Raw genomic sequence first — 24,979 nt, forward strand, 5'->3', positions numbered from 1 at the left:
AGGACATGACGCTTTTCACCACCGACTACTTGGAGTACTACCTGACGCTGGTGTCGTGGATCGTCCATAACGGCATCTGGGCCGTGCTGGTGGCGAGCGGCGTATTCGCGCTGCCTTTCATTGCCATCATCGTGCAGGAATGGCTGAAGGCCCGTGCGGAGGGCGCCGACGAAGGCAACAAGGGCGTGCTCTCGGCTGCGCGCATTGAGAACCGGGTGTTCGTCGCCATCGTGGTGGTGATGTTCGCCGGCATCCCATTCATCGACGTGGATCTCAACACCATCCGCTACGACAGCTCGCGCTCGGCCCAATGCCAAGTCAGCGTGCCGCAGCCCACCGATACCGGCTGGTCGCAGTCCTTCAGCACTATCAACAACCAGTCGGCGAAGGTGCCCGTCTGGTGGGCCTTTATGCACACACTCTCGCGAGCAGTGACCGGTGCCTCTGTGGCGGCGATTCCCTGCGGCACCGACTTGCGGCAGATGCGCATGGAGATCGACGCGACGCGCATCGACGACCCGGTATTGGCTCAGGAAGTGGCGGATTTCTCGCGGGACTGCTACGGACCGGCACGCGCCAAGCTCTTCATGCAGCGCCCGGACCTCGATGAGACACAAATGCACGACGTGACCTGGATCGGCTCGCGCTTCTTCACGGACACCGGCGGCTACTACGACAGCTATCGCTCCAGCACACCACGCGATGACTGGCCCTACGACAGCAACCGTGATGCCGGGCTTGCGCAGGTGGCCAGCGGTGGCGGCTATCCGTCCTGCAGGCAGTGGTGGGCCGATGGCAGCAATGGCCTGCGCGCACGCCTGCTGGGGCAGGTAGACCCAAGCCTGCTGAATCGCCTGGCGGGCTGGGCCGGCTTTCTGAGCCGAGCCGAGGTGGACGACTCGGTAATCCGCACCATCGCCTCGCCGCGGCAGCAGAAACTGAACCAGGGCAACGTCTATACGGACTACGGCGGCCAAATCGACAAGACCCTGCCAAACATCGTGACGCGGGCCACGGGCGACGTCGGCATGGCTGTCGGCGCGATTGCCGCGTTTCCCGCCATGGACGTGGTGCGCCAAGCGCTGCCCATGGTGCTCGGCTTGCTCAAGATGGCGCTGGTCATCTGCATCCCGCTGGTGCTGGTTGTGGGCACCTATGACTTGAAGACGGTCGTTACCGTGAGCGTCGTGCAGTTCGCGCTGTTCTTCGTCGATTTCTGGTTCCAGCTCGCGCGCTGGATCGACAGCACCATCCTCGATGCGCTTTATGGCTGGGGCTTCGGCTGGAACCGGCCACACGCCAACTTCGATCCACTGGTGGGGCTGAACAACGCCTTTGGCGACCTGTTGTTGAACTTCGTTATGGGGACGATGTTCATCGTGCTGCCCACCTTTTGGATCGGTGCGCTGACCTGGGCCGGAATCCGCGCTGGAACGATCGCAAACAGTTTCTCAGCAGGTACGAGGGACGCAGGCGCTGCCGGTGGAAAAGGAGCTGGCGCAATGTCAAGGAAGTTGAAGTGACGCACGCTCAAGCCGAGTGTCAGTCATCATCCTTGTACATCTCATGAGATGTGTCGTTGTAGAGATTCGGGTCATAACCCGGTGTCTCTCGAAGTTCTTCCAAGGTGGTAGGAAACTGCAAATGGAACTCTTCGTCTGAATGGCTCTGATTTGCTGCCCATCCCACAGCCACGACACAAACCAACAGCAGTGCCAGCCAGAACGCGGAATAGAGCAGTACACCGAGCACGGCCAGCTTGACCACCCACAACAGCACGGTGGCACCAACTACCGGCACGCCCCTGTACACCAACCAGCTCGACGCCCGCCGTTCGCCACGCGCATAGGCGCGCCATCCACGGCCAAAGCTACGGCCGAGGCGTTCTGCGGTGCTGATGCGGGTCGTCGTGTTCATGGTCGTCACCTGCTATATGTGAAATCACTACTCCAGTTTGCTCCAATCCTGCTTGCTTGCCTGTACCAATGCGCTCCATTCGTCCGGCGGATTCCCGCGCCCGAGCATCTTCTCGAACACGGCATACGGGTCTGATTTGCTTCCCGAAGACCGCAGGGTCTGTTCATCGTTGACCCAGGCGTACACGATGACCTTCGCCTTCGAGTCGTAGCGGAAGAACAGCCGGTATCGCCTTCCGAGCTTGGCCCGCCGCCAGTGGCGATATGCCGGCCCCATGGTGTTGCCTTGCCGGTACTCATCGCGCGCCGGGTCACTCGGTATCACGTCTTGTATCAACTGGGTCAAGGCCCGGAAGAACTTGACGTTGGCGTTCGATCCGAACCCTTCCGGGTCGTTGCCTTGGGCGCGCAGCACAGCCGCGCGCAGCTTCATCAACTGCTCGATCAGGTTGTCGTGGAACAGCAGTGTCCAGCCATGCTGTTGCATCAGATTTCCACGTCCTCATCGAAATCATCGCCCAGGTCCACCTTGTGCCCCGCGTGCTCCAGCATTGTGCGAGCCAGATTCTCGGGCAGGCCGCGCACATTCCGACCCGCTTCAATGTCGCGGGCCAGCAAGGTCAGAAACGCGGCAATGGCCGGGTCCTCGTGCTCGGCATCGGCGCGGGTCACGACGACCTCACTGCCACGAAGCTCGAACGCAAGCTTGCTGCCGGTATCGGCCCCAAGTGCCTGTCGGATGGACTTGGGTAGTGTGATCTGGCCTTTGGAGGTCAGCGTGGCAACTTCGTGAATGGCAGGCATGGCGGCTCTCTTGATCGCAATGCCCGTATTGTAAGGAAATATCCTTACCTCGTCAATGAAAGGTCTCACCGGGGTCCTCCAGCATCCAACAATGAATCTCATCGTAGGGTGGGAACAGCCAGCCTTCCTGCATCAATCCGGCCCCGCCATACCCGCATTGACGGTGGACAACCAATGCTCACCGCTCTATATCCAAAGGCTTCTAAAGGCCAAAGGGCCGAAACGGCAAGGGAATGGGGTGCAAGGGGAAAGGCCCTACCCGAAAAGGCGAAAAGGCCGCCCGCTTGCCCGCCACCAGGACACCCACATGCTCTCTCTGTTCCAGCGGAAACGGCCTCCGGTCGCTGCCGCTCCGTCGCCTGCACCCGTCACCGATCTCCCGAAAGGGCTGCTGCAACCGGAATCGGCCGCATCGCTGCTGGCGACACCGCGCCGGCAGAAGCTGCTGGAACACATCTGGCAGCGCACCTCGCTCTCGCGCAAGCAGTTCGCCGCGCTGTACCGCACGCCGATGGAACGTTATGCCGAGTTGGTTCAGGCTTTCCCTGCATCCGAAGCACATCACCATGCCTACCCAGGCGGCATGCTCGACCACGGCCTGGAAATCGTCGCCTACAGCCTGAAGCTGCGCCAGTCTCATCTGCTGCCCATCGGCGCCAACCCCGAGGATCAGGCTGCGCAAGCCGAAGCCTGGACCGCTGCCGTCGCCTACGCCGCACTGCTGCACGACATCGGCAAGATCGCCGTCGATCTGCACGTCGAGCTGGCCGACGGCTCGATCTGGCATCCGTGGCACGGCCCGCTGTGCCAGCCATACCGCTTCCGCTACCGAGACGATCGCGAGTACCGGCTCCACAGCGCCGCGACAGGCTTGCTCTACCGGCAACTGCTTGACCGTGAAGTCCTGGATTGGCTCAGCTGCTATCCGTCGCTGTGGGCACCGCTGCTCTACGTCCTGGCCGGGCAGTACGAGCACGCTGGCGTGCTGGGCGAATTGGTGGTGCAGGCCGACCGAGCTTCCGTGGCCCAGGAACTGGGCGGCGATCCCACACGCGCCATGGCCGCGCCCAAGCACGCACTGCAACGCAAGCTGCTCGACGGGCTGCGTTACCTGCTCAAGGAGGAGCTGAAGCTGAACCAACACGAAGCCTCGGATGGCTGGCTCACCGAGGATGGTTTGTGGCTGGTGAGCAAGACGGTCTCGGACAAGCTTCGGGCACATCTGCTGTCCCAAGGCATCGACGGCATCCCAGCGAACAACACCGCCGTGTTCAACGTGCTGCAGGATCACGGCATGTTGCAGCCCACGCCGGACGGCAAAGCGATCTGGCGTGCGACCGTGACCAGTTCCACCGGCTGGAGCCACTCGTTTACGTTGCTACGGCTGGCACCCGCGCTGATCTGGGAATCTGGTGAGCGACCGGCACCGTTCACCGGGACGTTGACGATCGACACGCCCACCGCAGTTGAAGATGTCGAAGCAGGAGCCACCCTTTCTGCGAACGGCGCGACGTCCGCTTTGGAGAATCCAAACGCTCCGCCAGCGGAGGGTAGTGGCATCACCTCAGCCCCTCCACCCAAGGCCCAGGCCAGCCCCGACGTCATAGCGGACATGCTGGCGATGGTGGGAACGGGAAACTCGCCAACCACAGATCAGGATGTGGAAACCGTCCCGGACGAAGTACCCGCAACTCTCCCCGATGCGACCCAGCCGCCCTTGGCCGCCGCTGCGCCTTCGTCACCGGCCTTCACGTCCTCGACGACACAGCCATCCGGCGAGCACTTCATGGCGTGGCTGAAACATGGCATCGCCACGCGGCGGCTCATCATCAACGATGCGAAAGCGCTGGTGCATACCGTGAGCGACACCGCCTACCTGGTCAGCCCTGGCGTGTTCCAGCGCTATGCGCAGGAACACCCGCAGGTAGGCAAACTGGCCAAACAGGAGAACCTGCAGGATTGGCAGTGGGTGCAGAAGCGCTTCGAGCGACTGCAATTGCATCGCAAGCAACCAAGTGGCCTGAACATCTGGACTTGCGAAGTCACAGGCGCCAGAAAATCGAGGAAGCTACATGGCTATTTACTTATCAAACCAGAAATGGTTTTCGAATTTACGCCTCCAAATAACCCATATCTATTTTCAATGAAATTTCCCGGCCTATGAAGATCAAGATATGAAAATCATCTATCAAAATTAAATGGTCTCATCAGTATTTCCATCAGAAACACTAGATATGTGAATAGCGTTCGCACCATCGTCACCAGTGAGGTACAGGCGCAGCGCGTAGAGCAGATCGGGGGTGCGGTCGCCTGAGGGTTTCTGGATGTTGATTTTCACACGGGAGAAGAGCTTGATGTTGGACAGTGTGACAATTTCTGTCACTCGCTCGATTTTCTTGGCCAATTCCTTGGTGATTTTTTGATGCGGCTGAAGGAGAATCTTGATTTCGGGGGTGGATGATGCACGGGTGCGAAGCAGGCCGAGCAGAAGTTCAAGCGGTTCTGTCGTGGCGCGAATCCAGTTGCGAGCAGTCCACTCGTCTTTCCGGGGCGGATATTGCTTGATGTTGAGCATGATGTTCAGAGCATTCAGAATGGACTGCAAGTTGGCGAGGCTGAATTTCTCAACAAACTGCTGCTCTCGCCAGATGGCATAGGCCAAAATACTGAGCGCGTCATTTGACGGATTCGCAACGAGCTGGGATAGCAAATCTTTCTGCCATTGCTGCGAAACATCACCAAGCGCGAAGCCGACGGCTCGCAGGTCACGAATTTTCTGACCCTCAACCTGCCCGGTTATCCACTGAACGCAATTTTCAGGCGCATCCTTGTGCATACAGGCCATTAGAAATCGAATTTCATTCTTTACTTGCTCAGGAATGCCACTCTCGTTCAGCAGGGCAACGAGGTGTTCTCCTCTGGCCTTCATTGCGTCGGCAAACCCTTTCGGACATTCACGGTCTCCAGTCGAGCGCCCATCGCGCCAAACCTGAATGACAGGAAAGTAAAGTCTCTTGCGTATACTGGCAACCAGATTTTTTGCTGATTCTTCGTCAAAGTTTTTCAGACGCACTTCATCTTTGTATCTCGGCCCTGCCACTTTCCAGCCAGAGAATTTCCCATCGCGCTCCTGTAGCTCGAATGAAATTTCTGCCCCCTCAGTGAAGTCGGCGTAGCTCAGTTCATGAACAAAACTGTTCTGATGAATGAATACAGACTCATCGGTGGATTTACATGTAGCAAAGGTAAACTGCCCGCCTATTTTGTCGGTCAGCCACTTTCTGTTTACCGTGCCAGTCGTCCTCTGTTTGGGGCGGATGTAAAAATCACGGTCAAGCTGTTCAATTGCCCTTTCCACCCAGTCCAACAGATCAGAGGTTTTATTACTGTCTTGCTTCGGAAACCGCTGCAACTCCGCCCAAGTCATTGGCTGCGGATATTCCGGCGCAGGGGCATCGGTGATTTCTTCCGTGCGTCGCCAGGTAGCGCGGATGGGTGGGAAAGATTTGTCGCGCGGTGTGAAGACGAGTTTATAGGGATCATCCGCGCCGTATTCAAAGGTCAGGTTCAACTCGCAGTCAACCTTGTTTTCCAATGGGAAGGCGGGTGAATCGAGACGAGCAGAGAAACCGAAGTCGTCACCCTTGTCGCCGACATAGAGCGGAAACGAGTAATGCGGCCTGCCAGCGGGCAGTGTGAAGAATTCATCAACCGGGATGGTGACGGGTTTACCCCGAATGGGTTTGACTGTCGTTCCGCGCAAAACCAGGTGGAATCGTTGCTGATGTCCATCCTTCATCACTTTGACTGAAAGCTCAGGAATCTGGTCGCGCCAAAGTGGAATATCAGCCACCTGTTGTTGTAAAGCATGTAGATGGATTCCGCCCATAACGGGGCTTTCCATCAAATTGATGCAGAACGCGAAATTCCCGATGTTTGGAATACGCTTCAGGTGTGCTGCCTCAATGAATGGGGGCTTTGCCGGGCGGATCGCATCGTGCCACCGCCCGTTGGCATCCAGCGTGATGATGTCGTAGCCGCTGCCACCTAGCCTTTCTGCTTCCTCGCCAGGGATAACAACCGGCGGGCAACGCTCCCAATAAAAGCCTTTGGTGATGGGAAGACGTTTCGCCAGGTCTTTGTCGCGCTTGGCGATGAGCTTGGTGGCGGTCGTCTTGCCGCCAATGGAATCAACGACGATGATGGCGTAACCCTCGCCCGTGATTTTGGCCGGGTCAGCTTGAGCGAACACGGCCGCCACACTTCGCGGCAACGGCTCGGCATTCGGGAAACGCGCGTTGAGGTTGCGACGGATGACTTCAAGCTCGAAATCGTTGAGAAAGTCAGGCGCAAGCCAGATGAGTGTATCGTTCTTGAACTCTTCGCGTAGCCGAGTAGTGAACGCGCGGGCGGCGGGGTCAAAAAGCTCAGTGGCGTTGTCTTTGGCGAAAAACAGATCTGGCGCAGAAATGGTGGTCGCATCGGGATTCAGCCAAACGGCATCGGAACCAAAGAGTTCGATGTCAACGGTTTCATTTTCGCGCTGCCACCTCTGCCAAAGAAAGGGGGCCGCCAGCGACTGCGCTCCTTTTCCGTCACCACTGGCATAGCGGGGATGCAGGGCTGTGATATCAACACAAATTGGTTCGGCACTCGCGCTTTGTCGCAAATGCCGGGGCATCTTGTACTTCACTTCCTTGAACAAAGGTGGCTTGGAAGTCCACGGAAGAATCTCAAACTTTTCATAATCGAATAGTAACGGTATCTCAGCAAAAAGATGCTTTCCATCAAGCCACATTTGCGCGCATTGCTGCCAAAGGCGCATGGTTTTCTCGCGGACATCCAGTTGAGAAAGGTCGCTGGTGATGTCCTCATCGAGGGTTTGCAGCCAGCGCCATGCATCCCACACGTGACGGTAATCTCGGTGTGCTAGTAGCGTGTTGTTAGGTGGCAGATTTTCCCAATTGCCGATGGCTTGCGCCTCATCAGAACGCAACCATAAGTAGATTTTTGATAGAAGCTCATCCTCTTGACCGAGACAATCACCGCGTAAATCAAGCATTTCCGCAAGGCGAATGGCAAAGGCTTTCAGCAAGCGATTTTCCGGCAGGTCGACGGATTGAAAACGACGCACAGCCTGTATGTAGGGGTTACCTGCCAGTTTTTCCCGAATGGTACGACCCGGACGATTACTCAGCTTAATAAAACTGTTGGCATCCAGTTCACGCACAGCATGAACAGGCAGTAGAGCGTGTTCGCGGCGAGGACTTTCGTTGAGAGAATGAAATAATCGCTCGACAGAAGCGCGGCAGTGTTCCGTTATGCGCCAAAGGCGGTCACGGGTTATCTCACTCGCTTCTGGCTGTGCGACTTTGGCGAGGAACCCTGACAAGGATTTCGGCAGAGCCGCGCCGGTCTTAGGATCGAAATCCGTGATTGAACCAAACCAATTCATTTGCTCAAGCAGTTTTTTGGCAAGTTTTTCTTTGGCACGGAAGTCGGTATAGATTTTTTCTAGAGTAATACTCATTGCTTGGCGTGAATCCTTCCTGCTCTGGCATTTTCTTCAAGTTTCACGCGCAGCTCATCTCGTTGCTCTGGTGTCTTTAAGTTCCACATTTTATGACGCTTGTCTGAATCTGGTTCATCTTTCATAAAAAGGGAGTGTGGCAATTCAGCATTGTCCGAGTCTCGACCGGCCGTGGATCTATCATTGGTTTCCGTGTCACCGACGTTTAGGTAATTTGCCGACTGCCAAATAAACTGACCATAGCCAAGATCACAGGCAAGGTCGAAATCCTCTGTCAGATTGAATGAGTTACTGCCGATTCCTGTAACGAGTTGTCCACGAATCCTGTCCAGGCACTCTGTCTTGCTCTTGCCGCGTGTATCAATACCCCGCAATTTGGGCATGACCTTCTGCACGAGTTGATCCTCGAAGGCGACATGCATAGCTCTGGCAAGCGCATCTTTATCGCGTGCAGCACGGACATCCGGGTAATTGGCCATGTAGTATTCAATGGATTGCCAAACGCGGTGACCGAGGGCACGGCCTGTAACCGCTAAAGAAGCATTGATTGCTTCAATGAATTTTTTGAACGGGCTGACTTGATCGTCGGAGAAGTTGCTGCCCTGTGCTAGCCAACTCTGCCACGACGTTTTGTGTAGCGCCGGGCCTCGATTTTTGTCATCAAGTGGAGCAAGCTTCAGGCGGCGTTTGAGTTCCGTCGGGCGCGGAAAGTTGATGATGATGGAACGGTCAAGCACCTTGTCCGAAAGGGACTTGGTGGTTTCGTCCTGGTTCATCGTCCCTGTCCAGAGTACATTACGACCGAGGGGAAGCTTATAGGGTTCCATGCCGGCGCCAATTTTCACCGGTATGAACGGAACATCATCACCCTTTCTGCCACGCCGCAGTTCTAGCTTGCTCAAAAACTCTGCAAAATAAAGCTCAGGGTGTGCCAGATTCATCTCATCAAGCAGAACAAGACACACTGCGTCCTGCAATCCTGGATAATCTGCTTGTTTCAACGCTTCAATCAGCTCTTTGTCCTTCTCAGGGTCAAGTGCTATTTGCTGATCTGGCGACATACTCTGCCAACGTCTAATGCGCTGTTCATATTGTTCGCGGCCTGATATCTGACTTTGCGCGAGAAAACGCAGCACCGGCTGTGCATCGAATTTATTGTCTATGGAATTGAAAAAGCCCAGCATGGATTCCTGCGAATCCCAATTAGGCTGGACAGACAGCGGCTCGAAATAAATTCCGCCAAAGTGCGAGTAGAGGCGCGGCAGTTCGGATTTTCCGGTTCCGGAAACCCCTGCCAGGACAGTGAGCGGCGACCATTCCGCTGTTTTGAGAGCTGTATGAAAAGCTTTCAAAATACGTGGATTGAAATGTAGTCCGTATGTATCGCAAGCATTACCAATCCCAGTGAGCCAAGTTAGCTCATCGATCTCGTGCTGCACCGGCTGCTTGACCTTATCCACACTGATGTGCGGCATCTCAATTTCTTTGTAGCGAGCGGTAACTTCAGCAGGGCGCTCATAAGCTGCACGCAAACGCTTGAGTTCGGCTTGCGCTTCGTTGGCTGCTCCCTCGAAGATGGATGCCCTTTGCGCCAGAGATTTGTTTTCGGCGTTGAGCTCCGAGCCTTGACGGCGCAGCTCGCCAATTTCAGCGACCGCAGCCTCATTGGTGGAAAGTTGCCGTTCTAACTGGTCTGCCCGTGTTTTCTGATTTTTGGCTTCTGATTCAAGGGCTTGATACCGCTCGCGCATTTCCTCAGTAGGTCGGGTAGCAAGCTCCTCTCGTAGGCGTTTGAGTTCGTCAGCCTGGCTGTTCAGCGCACGCAGAATTTCAGCAGGGTCTTTGCCACCAAGTTGCAACTTTAACTGTTCGAACGCGCCGAGAAGTTCGTCTTGAGTTTTAAACGCCTCGCGCAGTCGAATGTTTTCCTCTTTGGCAGATTGCAGAGCAGCCTCTAGCGATTTTCGGCGATCCTCAACACGCCTCTCAACCTCATCGTCCAGTTGCTCGCTGCGCCTCTGGTTCTGCTGTTCCAGCCGTTGTTCTTTGCGTTCGAGTGTCCGCTCTGAAGTCTCAAGCTCTGCCTGTCTTCCTTCGACTTCGCTTTGCAAGGCGGAGAGTGCGCCTTTTTGTTTCTCAAATTCCGTGCGCTCTGCATTCAACTGCTTTCGAGCGTCACCCTGTTGTTTTGTCCATGCATCGCGCTCTTGGGCGATTTCTGTCCGAATGCGCTCCCGTTCGGCGTTTTCGGCATGGGCAACCGCACCCAGTCGCTTTGCTTTCAGCTCGGAAATTTCAACCTCCAACGCTGAAAGGTTTTTCTCTCGCATCTCGGCAATTGCTCTTTCGCCCTGGGCGCGCTTTTCACGCAGCTCATCATTCAGCGCGGCTCGTTCATCGGCAAAACCTGCATCACACTTTTGCTCAGCCTGCGTGACGGCCTGCTCGCGCTGCGCCAGCTTGGCCTTGTCTTGCTCGATGACTTGACGCTCTGCAGTCGCATCCCTTTCACGTGTAGCCACGGCGGTTTCACGGCTGGCGATTTCGCTTTCCTTGGTGTTTATCCAGCTCTCACGCGCGTTCAAATCGGCAAGCCGCTGGGCTTCGGTGTCGGGTTGGACGGGGCTGTTCATTTTCAAGATTCCATAAGTGTTCTGATAGTTGTGAAAGCAGCTTTGCGAAGCTGTGCGATGTTCTCTTTGGGCAATGGCAGCGGCTCGTTGCCATGCCCACGCCGAGCGATAAGGTTTGCCATATCGCCGATCAAGGACGGCTGCGTGTCATGAATTGCGGCAAGTTCATCAGCATCGCTCACCAGCAGCCATGCAAGAACGCAAGCCCCGAGCGTTTGGCTGCCGCCTTGCAATGCCTGGCGCACAGCCGATGTTTTGACGGTTCGCAGGCTCTCCGACAAGCCTTCGCAGAAACCAGCCTCAACAGCCTTGCGTTCAGCCGTGTCTTTGAGCTGCGCGTCACTGGTATCGGACGGCAGCCTGCCTGTCAAAGCTCTCTCAAATGATGACTGGATTGCGGCATAAAGGTCGCGGACATAGGCCAAAGCGTCATCCCCGTCATGGCAAGACTGGAAAAAACGTTCCGCGTGAACCAGCCGGTCTTGCAAGTTTGCGCCCAGGCGGTTGAACAACTGGTGGCCGAACTCCTCCTGAATGCTAGTGCGGGCATCCAGCAGTGCATCACCCTGCTCGTCCTTGTCTGGCGCGGTAGGAGGCGTGTCGGTAAACACGATGCCTGGCACAAGCGCATGAACGACTTCGCGCATGAACGAATCGTCAGTTAGTGCCTGCTGCGGTGCGTCTGCGCCGCCCTTGCCGTGGCCCTTCTCGTTGCGTTTGGCGTTGATAGCGAACAGGCGAGTGATGAGGTCTGAATACGCGGCCGCAACACGGCGCAAGGGATGCAAAGCGTCGTCTTGCGCTTGAAGCAAAGCTATGGCAAGAACCGTCTCTTGGAACGCGCCGCCGTCCTCAAATTCCCGCAGCTTACCTTCCCGAATCGGCCTGAAGCCAATCGGCGGCTGCTCAAGACCGAGGGCTTTCGCGGCCTGCTCAAGCAGGGCTGCGTGTTGGTCTTGCGTAGTGAATTTCAGCCTTGCAATAACGGAATCAACCGGTCTGCGGCAGCAGGTATAGAACAGCGCCCATTCGATTGCGGCATGAATTTGGGCGATGGAGCGGAACGGGCTATTCCGCAAGGGGCGCAAATTGGCGACGAGCTTCGGGTAGCGTTGCCGGTTGGCATCGTTGTCGAACGGCTCTTTGACCGTGGCATCCTGCTTTTCTGGACGAGGAGTGCTCAATGACTGCTTCCAACCATGCAGCCACGTGGTCAGGCTTTCCTCCTGCTCAAGCAACTGTTCGAACGATTTTTCGAGAATCAAGGAAAAACCGTTGCCGAATGGGTCGGCGATGCGGAATTCGCCATCGCTTTTCTGGATGGCGATAGGGCAGTCAAGGTGAAGCAGGTCGGGCTCGGCGACTATCGTGATCTGCTGGACTACGGGCATCTTGGTGTCCTTGCCGAACGCAGACGAGCGCTTTTTCATTGCGCGCAAAGTTCTGATTACATCACGCGGCGCGGGTATCGCTTTTCTTTGGACACCATCCCAGCGGATTATCCGGAAGTCTTTGTCCTCGTTTTCCTTTTTCCGCATGGGGTTTCTGTCGTCCAGCCAATGCAGGAAGGGCAGAATTTTTCCAGTGGCGAGTTCGCGGAACAAAAGCGCGGTAACGAATGCCGGGGCACATTCTTCTTCGCGCTCCCGCTCAATGATGGCATGGTGGTCGTCAATCAAGTCCTTGTCTTGCAAACGGAGCAGAACGCTCTTGACCAAATCGACTGGAATGCGGGTTTCATCCGCCAGCGCATCGGCGTTCATCAAGCCGACAGTTTCAAGCAGTTTCAGGATGACGCGTTCAAATGCGTTCAAGCCATCGCCATCGTCAAGAACTCTGGGCAAGGTCACGCGGTATACGTTCACCGGCCACGCGAGGTGGCGAGGCCTGCCGATGATCCCTCCGAAGGGGGCAGGTTTACCGTAATCAAGGAGCTTCAGCATGGCAGCACCACTCCTTGCTCGCGGCATAGTCGAAGGAAATCCACCAGTCCCGGCACAAAGTCCGCCGCGAGTTCACTTTGCAGCAAACCCGTATCGCCAACGACCACCAGTAGCTTCTTCTGACGACTCATCGAGACATTCAGGCGGTTGTAAAGGCAAAGGTGTCCGAACAACCCTGTGGCCTGCTTTTCACGGTCATCGCTCTTGGATTTCCAGTTATGCGGCAAGGTTCGCACCATTGAGAGGAAGACGACATCGAACTCCATGCCCTGGAATGAGTCCACCGTGCCGACGCGGAGTTTTCTCTCGTCGTCCGCGATGCTGCCGAGTTGTCTCTTGATGAGTTCGGCCTGCGCCTTGTAGAACGAAATCACGCCGAACGAGAGGTCTTTGCCTGCATCTGAACTCATCCACGCCTGCAATTGGCGGGCAATAACGGTGGCCTCTGCCGGGCGCGTCCAACTGGTTCCGCTGCGCTGGTGTCTGCCTTTCGCCGCTGGCACGTCCAGCCACACAGCAGGTTTACCGTTTATGCCGGGCAGGTTGTGGGCGAAATCGCTTTCAGGCCGTCCAGAGCCGAATTGTTCCGTCGGATCGAAGCGTTCATAAAAATTGCGGCTGATAAAGCTGCCGAGCAGTGGGTGCATCCGATACTGCTTGTCGAGCGTGACACGGCGGGAGATACCGTCGCCGTCTTCCAGCGTTTTCAAGCGGGTGGCGAACAGATACTGGAACATGGATTTCTTGAGCCAGTCAGTTTCATTCTGTGCCGGTTCGTCGGCCGATGCTGCCTCGCCAGCCTCCATTTGGCGTGCTACCTCCTCATCAATGATATGCGGCAACTGCCGATGGTCGCCCACCAGAATGATGCGCTTGCCTTGCGCCATCGGAACCATCAGGTCGCGGGGTGAAACGCGAGCGGCTTCATCCACGATGACATATTCGTATTCCATGCCTTTCTGGTTTTCATTGACGTCGCGCCCGACAAGCCCTTTGCGCTTTTGCATATCACGATTGACGCTCTGTTGGCTGGTGGCGGCAAAGGCAAAACTGTATTCGGACAGGGCATCTACCATGCCATAGGGGTTGCCTTCCAGTTCGGCCAGAAACTCGGCCAGCGCAGCAGATTTTTTATCCTTAGCCGAATACTCGGCGTTTTTGATGCGTTGTATGGCGAATTCTGCCAATGCAAGCACTGCGTCGTTCTGCTTTTCCACGCGAAAAATCGGTGGAGCGGTGAACCGGGCGAAGAGCCTCTTTTTCAACGCGACCAGGTTGTCCAAAAATGGCGCTGGGCCATCTTCATTGCGCCACAGACTGGCTTTGTCCAGCAGTTTGCGTTCGTCTTCTTCAAGCACATCACGCAGGTCATCCAGTGCGTCCATCGCCCTTTCTGGCCCGTCGTCAGAAAAGCTTTCATGGCGAACACGCAGACGGCGCGCTGCATCAAGCCATTGGGTGGAGCCATCGTTGAGGTTTTCCTCGTGCGCGAGCTTTTTCGCCAAATTCGCCGACCGCCGAGCGCCGTCTTCGCCAAGAATTACACTGCCGAGCGCTGTGATTTTCCCAGCAAGGTTGGCGGCGAGCGCGCGTGACGGGGCTTGGACATATTGCAGGCACAGGTTTTTTATTTCCCGCTCCTGCTCGGCTTCCGCAATCTGGGGATTGCGCTCGCGCAGTTCGGTGGCAAGCGAGCTGCACCAGGCTTCAAGATTGCGCTCGAAGGTGCTGAGATCGTCTTCCGTCGCGCCAGACCGTTTGCCGAATTTCGGCACGGGCAGGCTGTTGAGCGAGAGCCGCTCGATCATGTTTTCCACCGCATCGTGCTGAAAGCCGGTCAGCAGCACTTGGCCTTTGATGTTCGCGCCGCGCTTGTCGGCCATCTCGTTCAGCCGCTCCAGAATGGCGGCGATGACGGTGGTTTTTCCCGTTCCCGGCGGCCCCTGAATAAGCGCGAGATCTGGCGTATTCAGCGCAACCTCAATAGCCCTTTCCTGCATGACGGTTGGCGGATTGCGAAAGACCTTGTTGCGAACGAATGCGGTGAGTGACTGGACTTTTTGCGGCGGGCGGACTTGTGTGATTTGCCCCTGTTCCTCAATCAATAGCCCAAGCTGTGGATTGGCGGAACGGCCTTCCAGAATGGCTTGACGGGCCGCCATACGCCGTTTGATCTGGGTGGTTTCACCGGCCAGCGACAGGATGAGCGTGCCGGATTCCTTGGGCAGAGCCTCGATTTTGAGCGTAAGTACACGGGTTTCCTGGTCAAACCCGACGACATCAAGGTAGGTCTTTCCTTCACGTTGCTCGCGATTTCCGTCGCCCTGCTTGATCTTCTCCGCTTGCTCAATTCCACTTGCAAAATCCTTGAAGCTCAAGCGTTCATCTTTCAAATAGTCCGGCAGTTCATCCACCAACTCGACTTCAGGTACGGCACCGTTCCCCAGCGCTTTCAATGCAGAGTCAAGTGCCTGTGAAATGCGAACCGTGACGGTTCCATCCCGCTCCTGAGCCATCTCTGTGAATTGTAAAGCCCCCACTTCGCGCGCTTGCTTGAGCAGCAATTCGCCCTCCATGTCACCAAATTCATCCCACTTTTTCAGGTAGCTGTTGTCGTCTTGGGTAAGAGCGCGCATTTGCGCTTTGGCAAGAGTTTGCACTTGCCCTGCTTGTGTCCAATCGGCAAAACGCAGCCGGCCTTTGGCGAGGCGCAGGGCGCGGTCGGGTTCTTTTTTGGTCCTGGTTATGCGTGTGGCGATGTAGATGGTTTGGCCGCCTGGCATTGCTTTTTCGGTGGCAATGAAGCGGATACCTTCGCCAGTAACACAGAAAGCGTTTATTCGGGTCGGCTCCGCAGCTGCATCGCGTGGCGTGTCCTCGCCGACAGGTTTCAGTTCTTCATCAATCGCCGGGCCAGCAGTCAGGAAGAAAAATGCGTCGTTTCCCAGTTGGAAGCAGCAAAGTTCGCCCAGCCTCTTGTAAAGTGCCTCGCCCTTCGTCCGCATCTTTTCTTGCACATACTCATCCACACCGATTTCAACATCGCCCATTTCCAGGCAGACGCCAGTGAAAAAACCGATCTTCAGCTCGATGCTGCCATCGGCGGCAGGGTTTTCAAGTTGTGCAAGCAGGGAACGCCCACTGGCAAGTTCAGCGTTGAGGCGGCGGATGTCAACAGCCGCGACGGGGCGAACGAAAACAACCGCGTCTCTCAGGCGGATTTCAAATTCATCTGCGCGGGATAGGCTGGCCTCTACCGAGAATACTGGCTGCTCTTGCAGGGCTTCGACATTGTCAGACCGCTTGATGCGGACAGTTATGATGTTGACAGGAATGTCCTGAAACTTCATTTGCAGGCCTCCACGAACTCAAAGGTGAGGTTGTCCGGGAAAGGCAGCGTGCCCCGCACGGGGACTGCGGTTTTGGCCGCGAAGTTCAGCATGGCTTCGTATGCTGTGTTATCGAAATACTCGAATGAAAACGGGTGAAAAAGCCGCTGCGGCAATCTGAACTCCGTGGCACCACCAGGAATCAGGATTTCCCAACGTGGCGTTTTGACGCGAATGAAAGCCGGGCGCGCCGCGCCACAATACGGGCATTGCGCGTATTCATCGGCGAAATGGCTCATGCCACATTCGAGGCAATCCAGCGACTGATCCGCCGCCCTCGCAAGCTCCAATATCCAGAACGCCATTGTCGGGCGGCGGTGCGGCAGTTCACGTCCTGCACCGAAAGTTTCCTGAAACAGGCGGCGTAATCCTTCTGTTGCGACTAATACACGGGGCAGGCCTCCAACTCCTTCGTTGGAATCGTCATCTTCGTCATCCACGAAAGGCAAGAAACCAGCGAATGCCTGTTCGTTCAGATCGGTGGCAGTGCCATTGGGCGCAGGGTCGGCATCCCAGCCGTCTTCTTCATCTTCGGGCTCCAGTACTTTCTTGCCAATGAAAGGGTGGCAAAGCGCCAGTAGCTTGAATGTCATCACAGCGAAAGCCCAGCAGTCGGTTCGCGGGCGGGATTGGTCACGGCCCAGCACTACCTCCGGTGCACCGTAGCCCGGCGTATAGACGGACACGCCGCCGCTGGGTAACTCCAGGCGCATATTGTCGGCATCTATGAGCCAGACATCGGTGGTGTCGTCTTCGCCAATGAAAGCGTTGTTGGTGGAAATGTCGCCATAGACCAGTCCCGCGCTGTGCAGGCGGGCGAGGATGGCAGCGCACTTGGCAAGCGCGAGCGAACGGCGGCGGGTGGAGCCAGTTTGTGCGTAATGCAGCAGTCGCAGCGCCAGGTCCTTGTCAGGAATCTTCGTCAGCCATTGGGGCAAGGCTTGGCTTTGATCTTCCAGCTTCTTTTTGCTTCTGCCGTCCAAATCGAAACTGGCGAAGGGCTTCATGCCGCTCAACAGACGCATCACATAGCCCGGCTCGTCGCGCAGGATGGCGAGTGGCAGGGAAACGGGGATGCGCCGTGGTATGGGCAACAGGCGGACGTGCTGGAAGCGCTCGCGCAGATTGGCGTTTTTGTCCGGCTGGCCGGCTGCGTCCAGCGGCTGCTTGACGGCCAAATCCGCATCCTTGGTGCGATAGACCACGCCTTGTCCACCGCGCGCAAGCTCATCGGCCATCTGATGAACATTGTCGTATTCATCCACAAGTGGCTTCAGAGCCTGGTGTTCGGCGTTACTCATCTGCAACCTCCTCACTGCACAGGCAGGCGAGGGTTTTATCGTCGCTGTGCTTGGGCGTGGGCCAGTTTTCGAGCATCTCGTGGATGCGCCGGTTGGCACTTACCGGCGCGAGGGTTCGATGCGTTTCGGCGAAACTGCTCACAAACCCGTCAGCGTTATCCAAATCGTCAGCCACCCCATCAGTGCAGAGCAATACTGCGATGCACTGCTCCCCCGGCAGCGACAAATACTGCCAGTCTTTGGCGGAGACCTTGGAGGACAGCGCAATGGTGATATTGGAGAAGCCTTGTGTCTTGTTTTCCGACAGCGAAACGACTGATCCATCGGACTTGGCAATAGCGGCAAGTCCGTCGCCAAGCATCCCTAGGTGGATTACGCCATCCAGGCGTAGTGCGAAAAGACAGGTGGCCGCGCAATCGCGAGGTTCCAGCGGAGCGACAAGCCTCAGCCAGTTAGCTTGGATGTTGCTAAACAGCGCGTTGTGTTCGATTTCACCACTGGTGCAACAAGCCCGGGCTGCGAACTCGACGGCGAGACAGGCAGCATGGCTGCCGAAGCTGGAGAAGGGCTTGGAGCCAACCCCGTCGGACACGACGATGCCATCACCCCAAACATGGTGAAACTTCGCCCATGCATCCTGATTTGGCAAACCTTCGGCGATATGGCTCGGGCCGCGAACGCTTGCCCCAAAACTTTTCCAAAGCGTCATGCCCATTCCTCATCCGCCTGCAGCCAGTTATCGAGTACGGCGAGCACTTCTTCTGCGGCAAACACCTTTGCGCCTTTGAGCCCCTTGGAAAGATGCGGGTTGGCATCCGCGCCGATTTGGATGACGCGCAGCGTATCCGGCGGTAGGCCTTCCTGCCAGCGGCTCAGAGTCTTCACGCCGTCTCTTGTCCAGAATCCATCCGTGAGAATCAGAACCTTTCCATCCGGCTCGCTACCCAACAGTTGAACCAGCGCCTCGCCATTGGTGCTTCCATGGCAAACCAGCATTTCCACCGGGAGATCGTCCGTGACGCTCCAGTTCGGGATGCTGCGTGCCTCGCTGCTCCAAGCACAAAGGCGGATTTCCGCCTGTCCATACCCATGCCGCACCCATTGCGCCACGGTCGTGGCCAAGGTTCGCAGGATGAAGGGCTTGCCTCCTTCACTCATGCTGCCGGAGATGTCGCAAACCAAATGGAGCATCATGGCGTTGCCTCACTCGCTTCAGCCCGCTCAGTGATGCTGTTCATCATTGCCGTTATCTGCTCAGAAAATGATGCACCACTCCAAAGCATCAGCCTGGCATCTTTTATTTTTTTCTTGACCGACTCAGTATTTGGGAGAACACAGCAGGCAACGATACCGCGACCTTCAATTCCTCCGTAGAAGCGCACAAGGTTCTGCAGCTTCATAATCTGCTCTTGCGTTACATTGCCCGCCTTGCATTCCACGATATAAAGCGAATAACCGTCGGTGAATGTGATGTCCAGCTCGTTGTATTCAACACCGAAGCTCGAATAGCCTTTTGACTCTTCTAAATTCAAGTTCAGCTTGACATTGATGCGCAAGTCTTGAATGACTCCAGCATCCTCGTAGGGTTTGCACTGCAAATAAACAAACTCCTCGAACCAGCCGCCAGATAGGTATTTGGCGAAATCAGGCCACTTCTCAAATCTCAGATCTAATCCGTAGCCCTGGACGGATACTGCCTCCATGTCATCCAGCTTGAAATTGAAGCCGTCACGACAAATCTCGAATGGCCTGAATGCATTGTTATAGTCGGTCAGTTCTCTATAAAATCTACGCACCTTGTCACGATGCAGCCAAAGGGTCTCGGTCAGAAGTTGGCGACTTGGCGATATATCCTTCATGAAGGAACTGCCTGCAATCTCCAAACCATCGCTATTCAGGTGCAAAAATGTCTCGATTGAATCAATCTGCCTGATTTTTTCGCGCCGAACACTGTCAATGAATATGACGCGACGATTCTTGCTGTCAAAATAAAACGGAACAGCGCCCAGTTCACGTGCAGCAGAGAGCGCGCCAGCAAACATCAATTTTGTGCCGCCAGTTAAATTGATTCCAATTCGTGTTTTTTCTGGAAATTGCTTTGCCAGCTCGGTGATTTGTTCGTGAACAGCGCGATCATCCCAGGGGTCAACGGTAAGTTCATGCAGGTCCCGAGAGCCAATAAAGGTTTGCATACATGCAGCAGGGAAGTCTTTTGAGTTGACAAAAATGTGATGCGCCGACTCAAATTGCCGGATGCTCAACAAGGCAGGCATCCGTTGCTCACCAAAAAGATGGAATGTCACATCGAACCCGTTGGAGATGCCTCGGATCGCAGCCTGTTTTGAGCTGTGTCGCTCAAGCCACTCAGCAGGCAACGCTATGACTTCAGGTGCTTTGCCAATGATGGACGATGCTATGAGTCTTTTTTTGAGCTCAGGGTAGCTCAGCGCCGCGAGCGCCCAGACAAAGGCCATCACCGGAGTTCCTGGGCTGAGATAGAGCGTGACGAGCTTTTCACCTGGCTCCTGTTCAACCCCATCCAGCGCCCGCATTGCGCTAGCGTAAATACCTTCGGTGTCGTTGAGCTGGTAAAGTTTCTCGCTATTTAAACGGATCCTTGCGTTGCAGCCCAGGGCGGCGGCTTTCTTTTTCAGCCAGGCTTCAAAATGTTCATGTGCGACAGAGGTATTGGCGAACCTGGAGACAAACTGATTAGTAAGCTTCCAGTCTTTCTCTTGCCCCATGCTTCGTATTGACGCCAATTCAAGCGTGAACGTCTTCTGTGCCTCGATCAATTCGCTGGCATCATTATCCGTCCGGGTGTAACCCAGGATAATGATGTCCGAGTAGGACGCGCCCGCAAGGGCGCTCGCAATAGGGCCGTCGGTATTCTCAAACCCCAGAGACGCGCGAAAATCGGTGATTCCATACCACGTGAGCAGAAATCTCTTCATTGAGTGCTTTCCTGAACATATGGCCGGAACCATGTGATGTCATTCGTCATTTTGTTTACGAATACAGCTCGGCTCGGTTTTTCAATACCTTTGAACTTACCAACACCGCCACTCACAAGCGATCCGGCATCGTCTTCATTCATGCAGTACGCCACGCGCAATTCGAAAAAGGAGAAAAGGTCTTTGCAGGCACTGGCACAGCGCTGCCAACGGTCAACAAAAATAAATACAAACGTCCCCTTTCTTGGGCCGTCCTCGGCGAGACGCTTTAACAAGTCAGCCGGGGTAGGTGGTTCGCCAGGCTTGGGCGATCTAAACGCTGGGGCTGGCTGTAGTACTTTCTCGGAATCCAGGCCATCGATAATCAATGCTACGCGGCGATTCCCAATATCGTCTGATATCGCTTGAAGTGGTAGCTCGGATATATCGTCGAATATCTTGAGGCGTGCACCGAGCATCTGCGCTGCGGCTGAGAATCCTCCTCCTGGGGGGATCCCGCGCGCGTTGAAGTACACGATTTCATCAAAGCCATCGACGAAAGTCAGACTAAAAAGCGTAGCGGACAGGAGTCCATCGTGAATGTGGTCATTGTAGCCGCTGAATAGAACATTGAACGCGGATCGACGAGTAAGTGATACCGTCAACGGTTTTGAATCGAATGCGAGGTTTTCGCCCAAAAGAAGAGCTTCTTCATGCGCACAAGCTGTCTGATATTCAAAGGGAGACGGTATCTGCGGAAGGAATGCACCGCTGAAGATTTTGGTTTTTTCAGCCACCCCAGAAAGAGATGTACGCGCTATCAACTTCGTCAACAAATCACGTCGATGCTCACTTTCTCCGGCGAATGGAATCATGAACTTCACATTGCCGGATTTGGCACCATTAGCATTGTTGATGATGCCTTCAGGTGGGCTGCGCAGCTCTGCGGCTGCCCAATTCCCGCCCCCGAGGATCATTGCGGAGTCTTCCTGCCCACAAGCCAGTGCAATACGGCATCCCAACTGGGTGATGATGCTTCCGATTGACTGTGCGTTGATGCCTTTCAAAGTCTGAGTAGCCAGGAGGATGTGAATACCGAACGAGCGCCCCTGTTTCAAGAGCTTCGACAGCAACTGCTCAGCAGCTTCTGCCACCTGGCGACTTTCTGAGAACAGAATTTGGAACTCATCTATGACTAGCAGGACGCGTGGCAACCGTATCCCGCTTGATTTTCGGTATTCGCTGAAATCGTTGACATTTTTTGACTTGAATATGCGTGCACGCGTTTCCAGTTCATCCACAAGATGCCTTAATACAGTGACGCCATATTCAGGGTCACTTTCCGTAGCGACAAGGCGGGCTTGTGGGACTGGGGGAGTTGCGTAAATATTGAACTCAGTCGATTCCTTGTAATCCAGTAGATAAAGATCAAGCTCCTCGGTCGGGTATTTCTCGCATAACGTGTGAATCAAAACATGGAGCAGATTGGATTTTCCCGAGCCTGTCTTCCCCGCAAGCAGTACATGATGCTCGGAGTCCGTCGCGCCCAGTCTCAGGGGAGCGAAGTCGCCTGTGGTCGTCCAGCCGATGGGAATATCAAAGCCAGCAAGAGTCGTCTCACCCTTGCCGAAGCTCGTCCAGAGATCAGGCATCGTTTTCTTGAAGCGCGTCTTAGCAGCACAATCTTCAACGAGCTTTGCGAGAAAGCCATCCAGCACATCCTGTCGCGGCCATTGCTCCGGCTGGTATGTGAATGACAGCTCGCCAGCCCCAGCGCGTTGCAACAGATCATTCAGTTGCATGGTTGAGTTTTTCAGCGTGGCGTTGAGCTTTTCATATCGCCGGTCTTCCATGCGCTGCTCATCAATTGCAACGATGGGCAGCACGCCGCAGCGTGGACCGTTTTCAAAAATGCGGCCAAGAAACCAGAGAGATTTTTCCGACATCTGCTCTGGCACATCAAAAAGCACCACCACCTTGTGAGGTAATGAATTGCCGGGGTTGATCGCGTTGTATTCCGACCAGTTGGATGCCTTGTCATTGAACCGCTGCTGGATCAACTCCTCAATTTCGTCCGTCAGCTTTCCGAGCGCAGCTTCGATTTCATCCGAACGAGTAAGAACATGACCTTGCGGCACCAATTGCTCTACCTTCAGCAATGGCCGGAACGGCTCGACCGATTGCCCCTGCTGCAGGGGGTCAATCAGTGTCAACTCTACTTGACCTACTGGCAAAGCCTGCAGCAACCGTAACAAGAGACAATGCACGAGGCGTTTCTGCTCTGCATCGCCTTGTGAAAAAACAAGAGCACTGGATAAGGGGAATGAGATGAATTTAGGGGCCTGACAAGATAGCTTCTCAAAAGAGACTTGCTCCGTGCCAAGCACAAGACCTGCTGGAATTTCTGATGCCATCAATGGCTTATCTACACAAAAATCCACGAAGGCAGGTTGTTGTTGTCTGAGCTGCGAGCTTGCGTTCGCTATAGCAGTTGCATTTCTTTCCCACTCTTTGGAAAAACCTGCCTGCCAATTCGACCTCCTTATGTTTCGATTGCGTTCCTGGTCTTCGCTTAATGCTTTTTTGGTGGTATCGAATTCGCGGTCGATGCGCGCACAACCTTCTTGATAGTCCGCAACTGCCTTGTGTAGCTTGGAAATGATGCTCTGAAAATCCTTTGCGCTTCCACTCATTGATTCCACCCGCTGTCTTTGAATTGAAGCTCGCGAACGTCATTCAAAGTTCGATCAATGGCGAGCGATTGTTGCTGAAAAGCAGCATTGAAAATGCAGAGTGAATCGACTTCCTTGAGAATCGGATCAAGTACATCGGCAACAATGGACGCGCCGAACGTATCACGCACTCCCTCGCGAAATTTTCCAGCACACATCGCAGCCATTCCAAAAGCCTCATCAAACATCAGCTTCCTCCTCTTCCATATCACCATCGATTGGAAGTTCGAGAACATAGTGGTCAGCTACCGAGACTTTGGGAAACAGGGGTGCGCAAATAGTCCCAGGCAAAAGGTAGCTCGATTCGAACTCCGGGCTCTTGGCCCTGAGTTCGCTTAGAAATGCGCGCCACTCTTGCTCGGACAACTCAATCGATCTGCAATTAACTGTCAGCTCCAAGAGGCGTGCGGTGGACGCATCCACACCGTCCATATTTCCGACATTTACTGCATGCAGGAGGACATCAACCTCAGCTCGAACTTGCGCGAGAAGGTCATGGCTAATAATTGCGAAACGTATTTTCATGGTTGCTCCTCCTCGTTTTGGCGGATGAAATCAAGACAGGACTGATCTATTTCATTTTTCCTTGGCAGCATTCCCACCATCGGTGAGCCAGCTTCGCGCAGGGCATCGCGCAGTTCTTTCTGTTTTTCTTCTGGCAAATCGTGGATGTCTCGTGAGCAAAGAGTGCATTGCGCGTCTGCTTGCTTGTGCCCTTCGGCCTGAAAAATCATGTGATCTTTCTGCGAATAGAGGTATTCCGCCTTGCCGCATTTCACTTCGAATGCCATCGAGCCTCCCACAGGAGCCCCCATGCCCTCACCACGTCCCAGAATGACCGGAACCCGCAAGTCAGTGACTATCAAATCTGTTTTTGTGTAGCGTCCGTTATCGCCCACAAAGGTTCGCCCTTGCGTCTCGATCCGGCCGCCAAGTGGCGCAAGTGCGTGCCGAACTATCTGCTCCCCGAATTCACCGCTCAGGTGTATCCGTGCCTTACGTGCGACGATGTTTCGCTCTGCATCACCCTTGGCGGCTACCCATTGGTTCCGAAATTTATCGACCTGCTTGCGATACGCTGGATCACGGTCGTAAAGATATTCCTGAAGCAATCGTCTCTGCTCTGACGATAGGTTCATGCGGTCTCGCAACATATCCGGAGTCACAGGGCGGCCATCTTTGGCAGGGTCCCATTTCAACCAAGCATGGAATTGCGCAGCGGACGGGTTTGTCGCGAGATAAGCATCCAGTGCTTGTTGCGCGGATATCAAGCGTGCAGTGCCAGCTTCAATCGCCTGATCGACAGTTGCCAAGTGCGCATTGCATGCTTGTAGGGTCTGCTCCAGGGTATGTTCCGCCATCGCCTCGGCCTGATTCGCAAGATCCACGCGCTGCTCCATGGATATGCGATCTCCTTTCGCCACCTCAAGCTCTGCTCTTGCTTGCTCCAGCATGCTCTGAGCCTGCTCAACAGCGGCTTCTGCTTCAGCCACGGCAGAGTCCTCGCCGGAGCAGTCCGGGCAACGTCCATCGTCATCGTGCGGCTGAGCAAGGCAAGCAGATAGCGCAGACTCGGCGGAAGAAAGCGAGCTCTGACTGCTATCGAGCGCTTGCTCAGCGCCGTCAACATTTTGCGTGGCGGCTTGCTCCTGCTGGATGGCACTTTCCAACATGCTTGCGCTGTTCTGCGCTTCTTCACGAGCCTCTGCGCATTTCTGCTCCGCAACAGCAATTTGTTCGCGGCATGCGGCCTCTAGCGCCTCGCGCACTGACTGCAGATCGCGCACGAGGTCTTCCA

17 protein-coding genes are annotated in these 24,979 nt (G+C 55.3%); 2 read left to right on the forward strand and 15 right to left on the reverse strand.

The window, feature by feature from the left end; translation table 11 throughout:
• Positions 1 to 5 precede the first annotated feature (5 nt).
• Positions 6 to 1,523, forward strand: a complete 1,518-nt coding sequence (locus L6D89_RS18410) for a conjugal transfer protein TraG N-terminal domain-containing protein (RefSeq protein ID WP_023124768.1) — start codon at positions 6 to 8, stop codon at positions 1,521 to 1,523.
• Positions 1,524 to 1,542: 19 nt separating this feature from the next.
• Here the strand turns inward: L6D89_RS18410 and L6D89_RS18415 are convergent, their stop codons facing one another.
• The 3 genes from L6D89_RS18415 to L6D89_RS18425 are packed head-to-tail and all read right to left on the reverse strand — an operon-like array spanning position 1,543 to position 2,720.
• Positions 1,543 to 1,917 (reverse strand): DUF3742 family protein, encoded by a 375-nt coding sequence (locus tag L6D89_RS18415; protein WP_014596086.1) that lies wholly within the window; start codon positions 1,915 to 1,917, stop codon positions 1,543 to 1,545.
• A 27-nt stretch (positions 1,918 to 1,944) separates the two neighbouring features.
• Positions 1,945 to 2,403 carry a type II toxin-antitoxin system YhaV family toxin gene (locus tag L6D89_RS18420; RefSeq protein WP_023124769.1) on the reverse strand — a complete coding sequence of 153 codons (459 nt, stop codon included), beginning with the start codon at positions 2,401 to 2,403 and terminating at the stop codon, positions 1,945 to 1,947.
• Positions 2,403 to 2,720, reverse strand: a complete 318-nt coding sequence (locus L6D89_RS18425; RefSeq protein WP_014596084.1) for a type II toxin-antitoxin system PrlF family antitoxin — start codon at positions 2,718 to 2,720, stop codon at positions 2,403 to 2,405. The genes L6D89_RS18420 and L6D89_RS18425 overlap by 1 nt, the downstream gene beginning before the upstream one ends.
• A gap of 307 nt (positions 2,721 to 3,027) precedes the next feature.
• Between L6D89_RS18425 and mobH the strand changes: the two genes are divergently transcribed.
• Positions 3,028 to 4,884 (forward strand): MobH family relaxase, encoded by a 1,857-nt coding sequence (gene mobH, locus L6D89_RS18430; RefSeq protein ID WP_023124770.1) that lies wholly within the window; start codon positions 3,028 to 3,030, stop codon positions 4,882 to 4,884.
• A 30-nt stretch (positions 4,885 to 4,914) separates the two neighbouring features.
• Here the strand turns inward: mobH and L6D89_RS18435 are convergent, their stop codons facing one another.
• The 12 genes from L6D89_RS18435 to L6D89_RS18490 are packed head-to-tail and all read right to left on the reverse strand — an operon-like array spanning position 4,915 to position 24,968.
• Positions 4,915 to 8,250 (reverse strand): cold shock domain-containing protein, encoded by a 3,336-nt coding sequence (locus tag L6D89_RS18435; protein ID WP_012205995.1) that lies wholly within the window; start codon positions 8,248 to 8,250, stop codon positions 4,915 to 4,917.
• A complete protein-coding gene (locus tag L6D89_RS18440) occupies positions 8,247 to 10,883 on the reverse strand; it encodes a hypothetical protein (protein ID WP_023124771.1) in 2,637 nt (878 codons plus the stop codon). Before L6D89_RS18440 ends, L6D89_RS18435 begins: the two co-directional genes overlap by 4 nt.
• 2 nt (positions 10,884 to 10,885) lie before the next feature.
• Entirely contained in the window at positions 10,886 to 12,826 is a 1,941-nt protein-coding gene (locus L6D89_RS18445) for a hypothetical protein (protein WP_023124772.1), read from the reverse strand.
• A complete protein-coding gene (locus L6D89_RS18450; protein WP_008266894.1) occupies positions 12,820 to 16,176 on the reverse strand; it encodes a DEAD/DEAH box helicase in 3,357 nt (1,118 codons plus the stop codon). Before L6D89_RS18450 ends, L6D89_RS18445 begins: the two co-directional genes overlap by 7 nt.
• The gene (locus tag L6D89_RS18455; RefSeq protein ID WP_014603592.1) at positions 16,173 to 17,516 is read right to left on the reverse strand and encodes a protein kinase domain-containing protein; all 1,344 of its coding nucleotides are present in this window, start codon (positions 17,514 to 17,516) and stop codon (positions 16,173 to 16,175) included. Before L6D89_RS18455 ends, L6D89_RS18450 begins: the two co-directional genes overlap by 4 nt.
• Complete coding sequence (locus tag L6D89_RS18460) at positions 17,509 to 18,225, reverse strand: PP2C family serine/threonine-protein phosphatase (RefSeq protein ID WP_023124773.1); 717 nt, start codon at positions 18,223 to 18,225, stop codon at positions 17,509 to 17,511. The genes L6D89_RS18455 and L6D89_RS18460 overlap by 8 nt, the downstream gene beginning before the upstream one ends.
• Entirely contained in the window at positions 18,222 to 18,710 is a 489-nt protein-coding gene (locus tag L6D89_RS18465) for a hypothetical protein (RefSeq protein ID WP_023124774.1), read from the reverse strand. Before L6D89_RS18465 ends, L6D89_RS18460 begins: the two co-directional genes overlap by 4 nt.
• Positions 18,707 to 20,470 (reverse strand): Card1-like endonuclease domain-containing protein, encoded by a 1,764-nt coding sequence (locus L6D89_RS18470; RefSeq protein WP_023124775.1) that lies wholly within the window; start codon positions 20,468 to 20,470, stop codon positions 18,707 to 18,709. The genes L6D89_RS18465 and L6D89_RS18470 overlap by 4 nt, the downstream gene beginning before the upstream one ends.
• Positions 20,467 to 23,142 (reverse strand): FtsK/SpoIIIE domain-containing protein, encoded by a 2,676-nt coding sequence (locus L6D89_RS18475; RefSeq protein ID WP_023124776.1) that lies wholly within the window; start codon positions 23,140 to 23,142, stop codon positions 20,467 to 20,469. Before L6D89_RS18475 ends, L6D89_RS18470 begins: the two co-directional genes overlap by 4 nt.
• Positions 23,139 to 23,369: a hypothetical protein gene (locus L6D89_RS18480; protein ID WP_031757235.1), complete on the reverse strand. Its 231-nt coding sequence runs from the start codon at positions 23,367 to 23,369 to the stop codon at positions 23,139 to 23,141. The genes L6D89_RS18475 and L6D89_RS18480 overlap by 4 nt, the downstream gene beginning before the upstream one ends.
• Positions 23,362 to 23,706, reverse strand: coding sequence for a hypothetical protein (locus tag L6D89_RS18485; protein WP_031757237.1), 345 nt, complete (start codon positions 23,704 to 23,706; stop codon positions 23,362 to 23,364). The genes L6D89_RS18480 and L6D89_RS18485 overlap by 8 nt, the downstream gene beginning before the upstream one ends.
• Positions 23,703 to 24,968, reverse strand: coding sequence for a hypothetical protein (locus tag L6D89_RS18490; protein ID WP_236200742.1), 1,266 nt, complete (start codon positions 24,966 to 24,968; stop codon positions 23,703 to 23,705). Before L6D89_RS18490 ends, L6D89_RS18485 begins: the two co-directional genes overlap by 4 nt.
• Positions 24,969 to 24,979: the final 11 nt, after the last annotated feature.

This window comes from Pseudomonas pseudonitroreducens (genome assembly GCF_021603645.1).
Taxonomy (GTDB): Bacteria; Pseudomonadota; Gammaproteobacteria; order Pseudomonadales; family Pseudomonadaceae; genus Pseudomonas; species Pseudomonas pseudonitroreducens.

Bases quoted from the DNA above. Each gene is read 5' to 3' on its own strand.
- L6D89_RS18410 (WP_023124768.1), top strand. From the start codon at position 6: ATGACGCTTTTCACCACCGACTACTTGGAGTACTACCTGACGCTGGTG.
- L6D89_RS18415 (WP_014596086.1), bottom strand. From the start codon at position 1,917: ATGAACACGACGACCCGCATCAGCACCGCAGAACGCCTCGGCCGTAGC.
- L6D89_RS18420 (WP_023124769.1), bottom strand. From the start codon at position 2,403: ATGCAACAGCATGGCTGGACACTGCTGTTCCACGACAACCTGATCGAG.
- L6D89_RS18425 (WP_014596084.1), bottom strand. From the start codon at position 2,720: ATGCCTGCCATTCACGAAGTTGCCACGCTGACCTCCAAAGGCCAGATC.
- mobH (WP_023124770.1), top strand. From the start codon at position 3,028: ATGCTCTCTCTGTTCCAGCGGAAACGGCCTCCGGTCGCTGCCGCTCCG.
- L6D89_RS18435 (WP_012205995.1), bottom strand. From the start codon at position 8,250: ATGAGTATTACTCTAGAAAAAATCTATACCGACTTCCGTGCCAAAGAA.
- L6D89_RS18440 (WP_023124771.1), bottom strand. From the start codon at position 10,883: ATGAACAGCCCCGTCCAACCCGACACCGAAGCCCAGCGGCTTGCCGAT.
- L6D89_RS18445 (WP_023124772.1), bottom strand. From the start codon at position 12,826: ATGCTGAAGCTCCTTGATTACGGTAAACCTGCCCCCTTCGGAGGGATC.
- L6D89_RS18450 (WP_008266894.1), bottom strand. From the start codon at position 16,176: ATGAAGTTTCAGGACATTCCTGTCAACATCATAACTGTCCGCATCAAG.
- L6D89_RS18455 (WP_014603592.1), bottom strand. From the start codon at position 17,516: ATGAGTAACGCCGAACACCAGGCTCTGAAGCCACTTGTGGATGAATAC.
- L6D89_RS18460 (WP_023124773.1), bottom strand. From the start codon at position 18,225: ATGACGCTTTGGAAAAGTTTTGGGGCAAGCGTTCGCGGCCCGAGCCAT.
- L6D89_RS18465 (WP_023124774.1), bottom strand. From the start codon at position 18,710: ATGATGCTCCATTTGGTTTGCGACATCTCCGGCAGCATGAGTGAAGGA.
- L6D89_RS18470 (WP_023124775.1), bottom strand. From the start codon at position 20,470: ATGAAGAGATTTCTGCTCACGTGGTATGGAATCACCGATTTTCGCGCG.
- L6D89_RS18475 (WP_023124776.1), bottom strand. From the start codon at position 23,142: ATGAGTGGAAGCGCAAAGGATTTTCAGAGCATCATTTCCAAGCTACAC.
- L6D89_RS18480 (WP_031757235.1), bottom strand. From the start codon at position 23,369: ATGTTTGATGAGGCTTTTGGAATGGCTGCGATGTGTGCTGGAAAATTT.
- L6D89_RS18485 (WP_031757237.1), bottom strand. From the start codon at position 23,706: ATGAAAATACGTTTCGCAATTATTAGCCATGACCTTCTCGCGCAAGTT.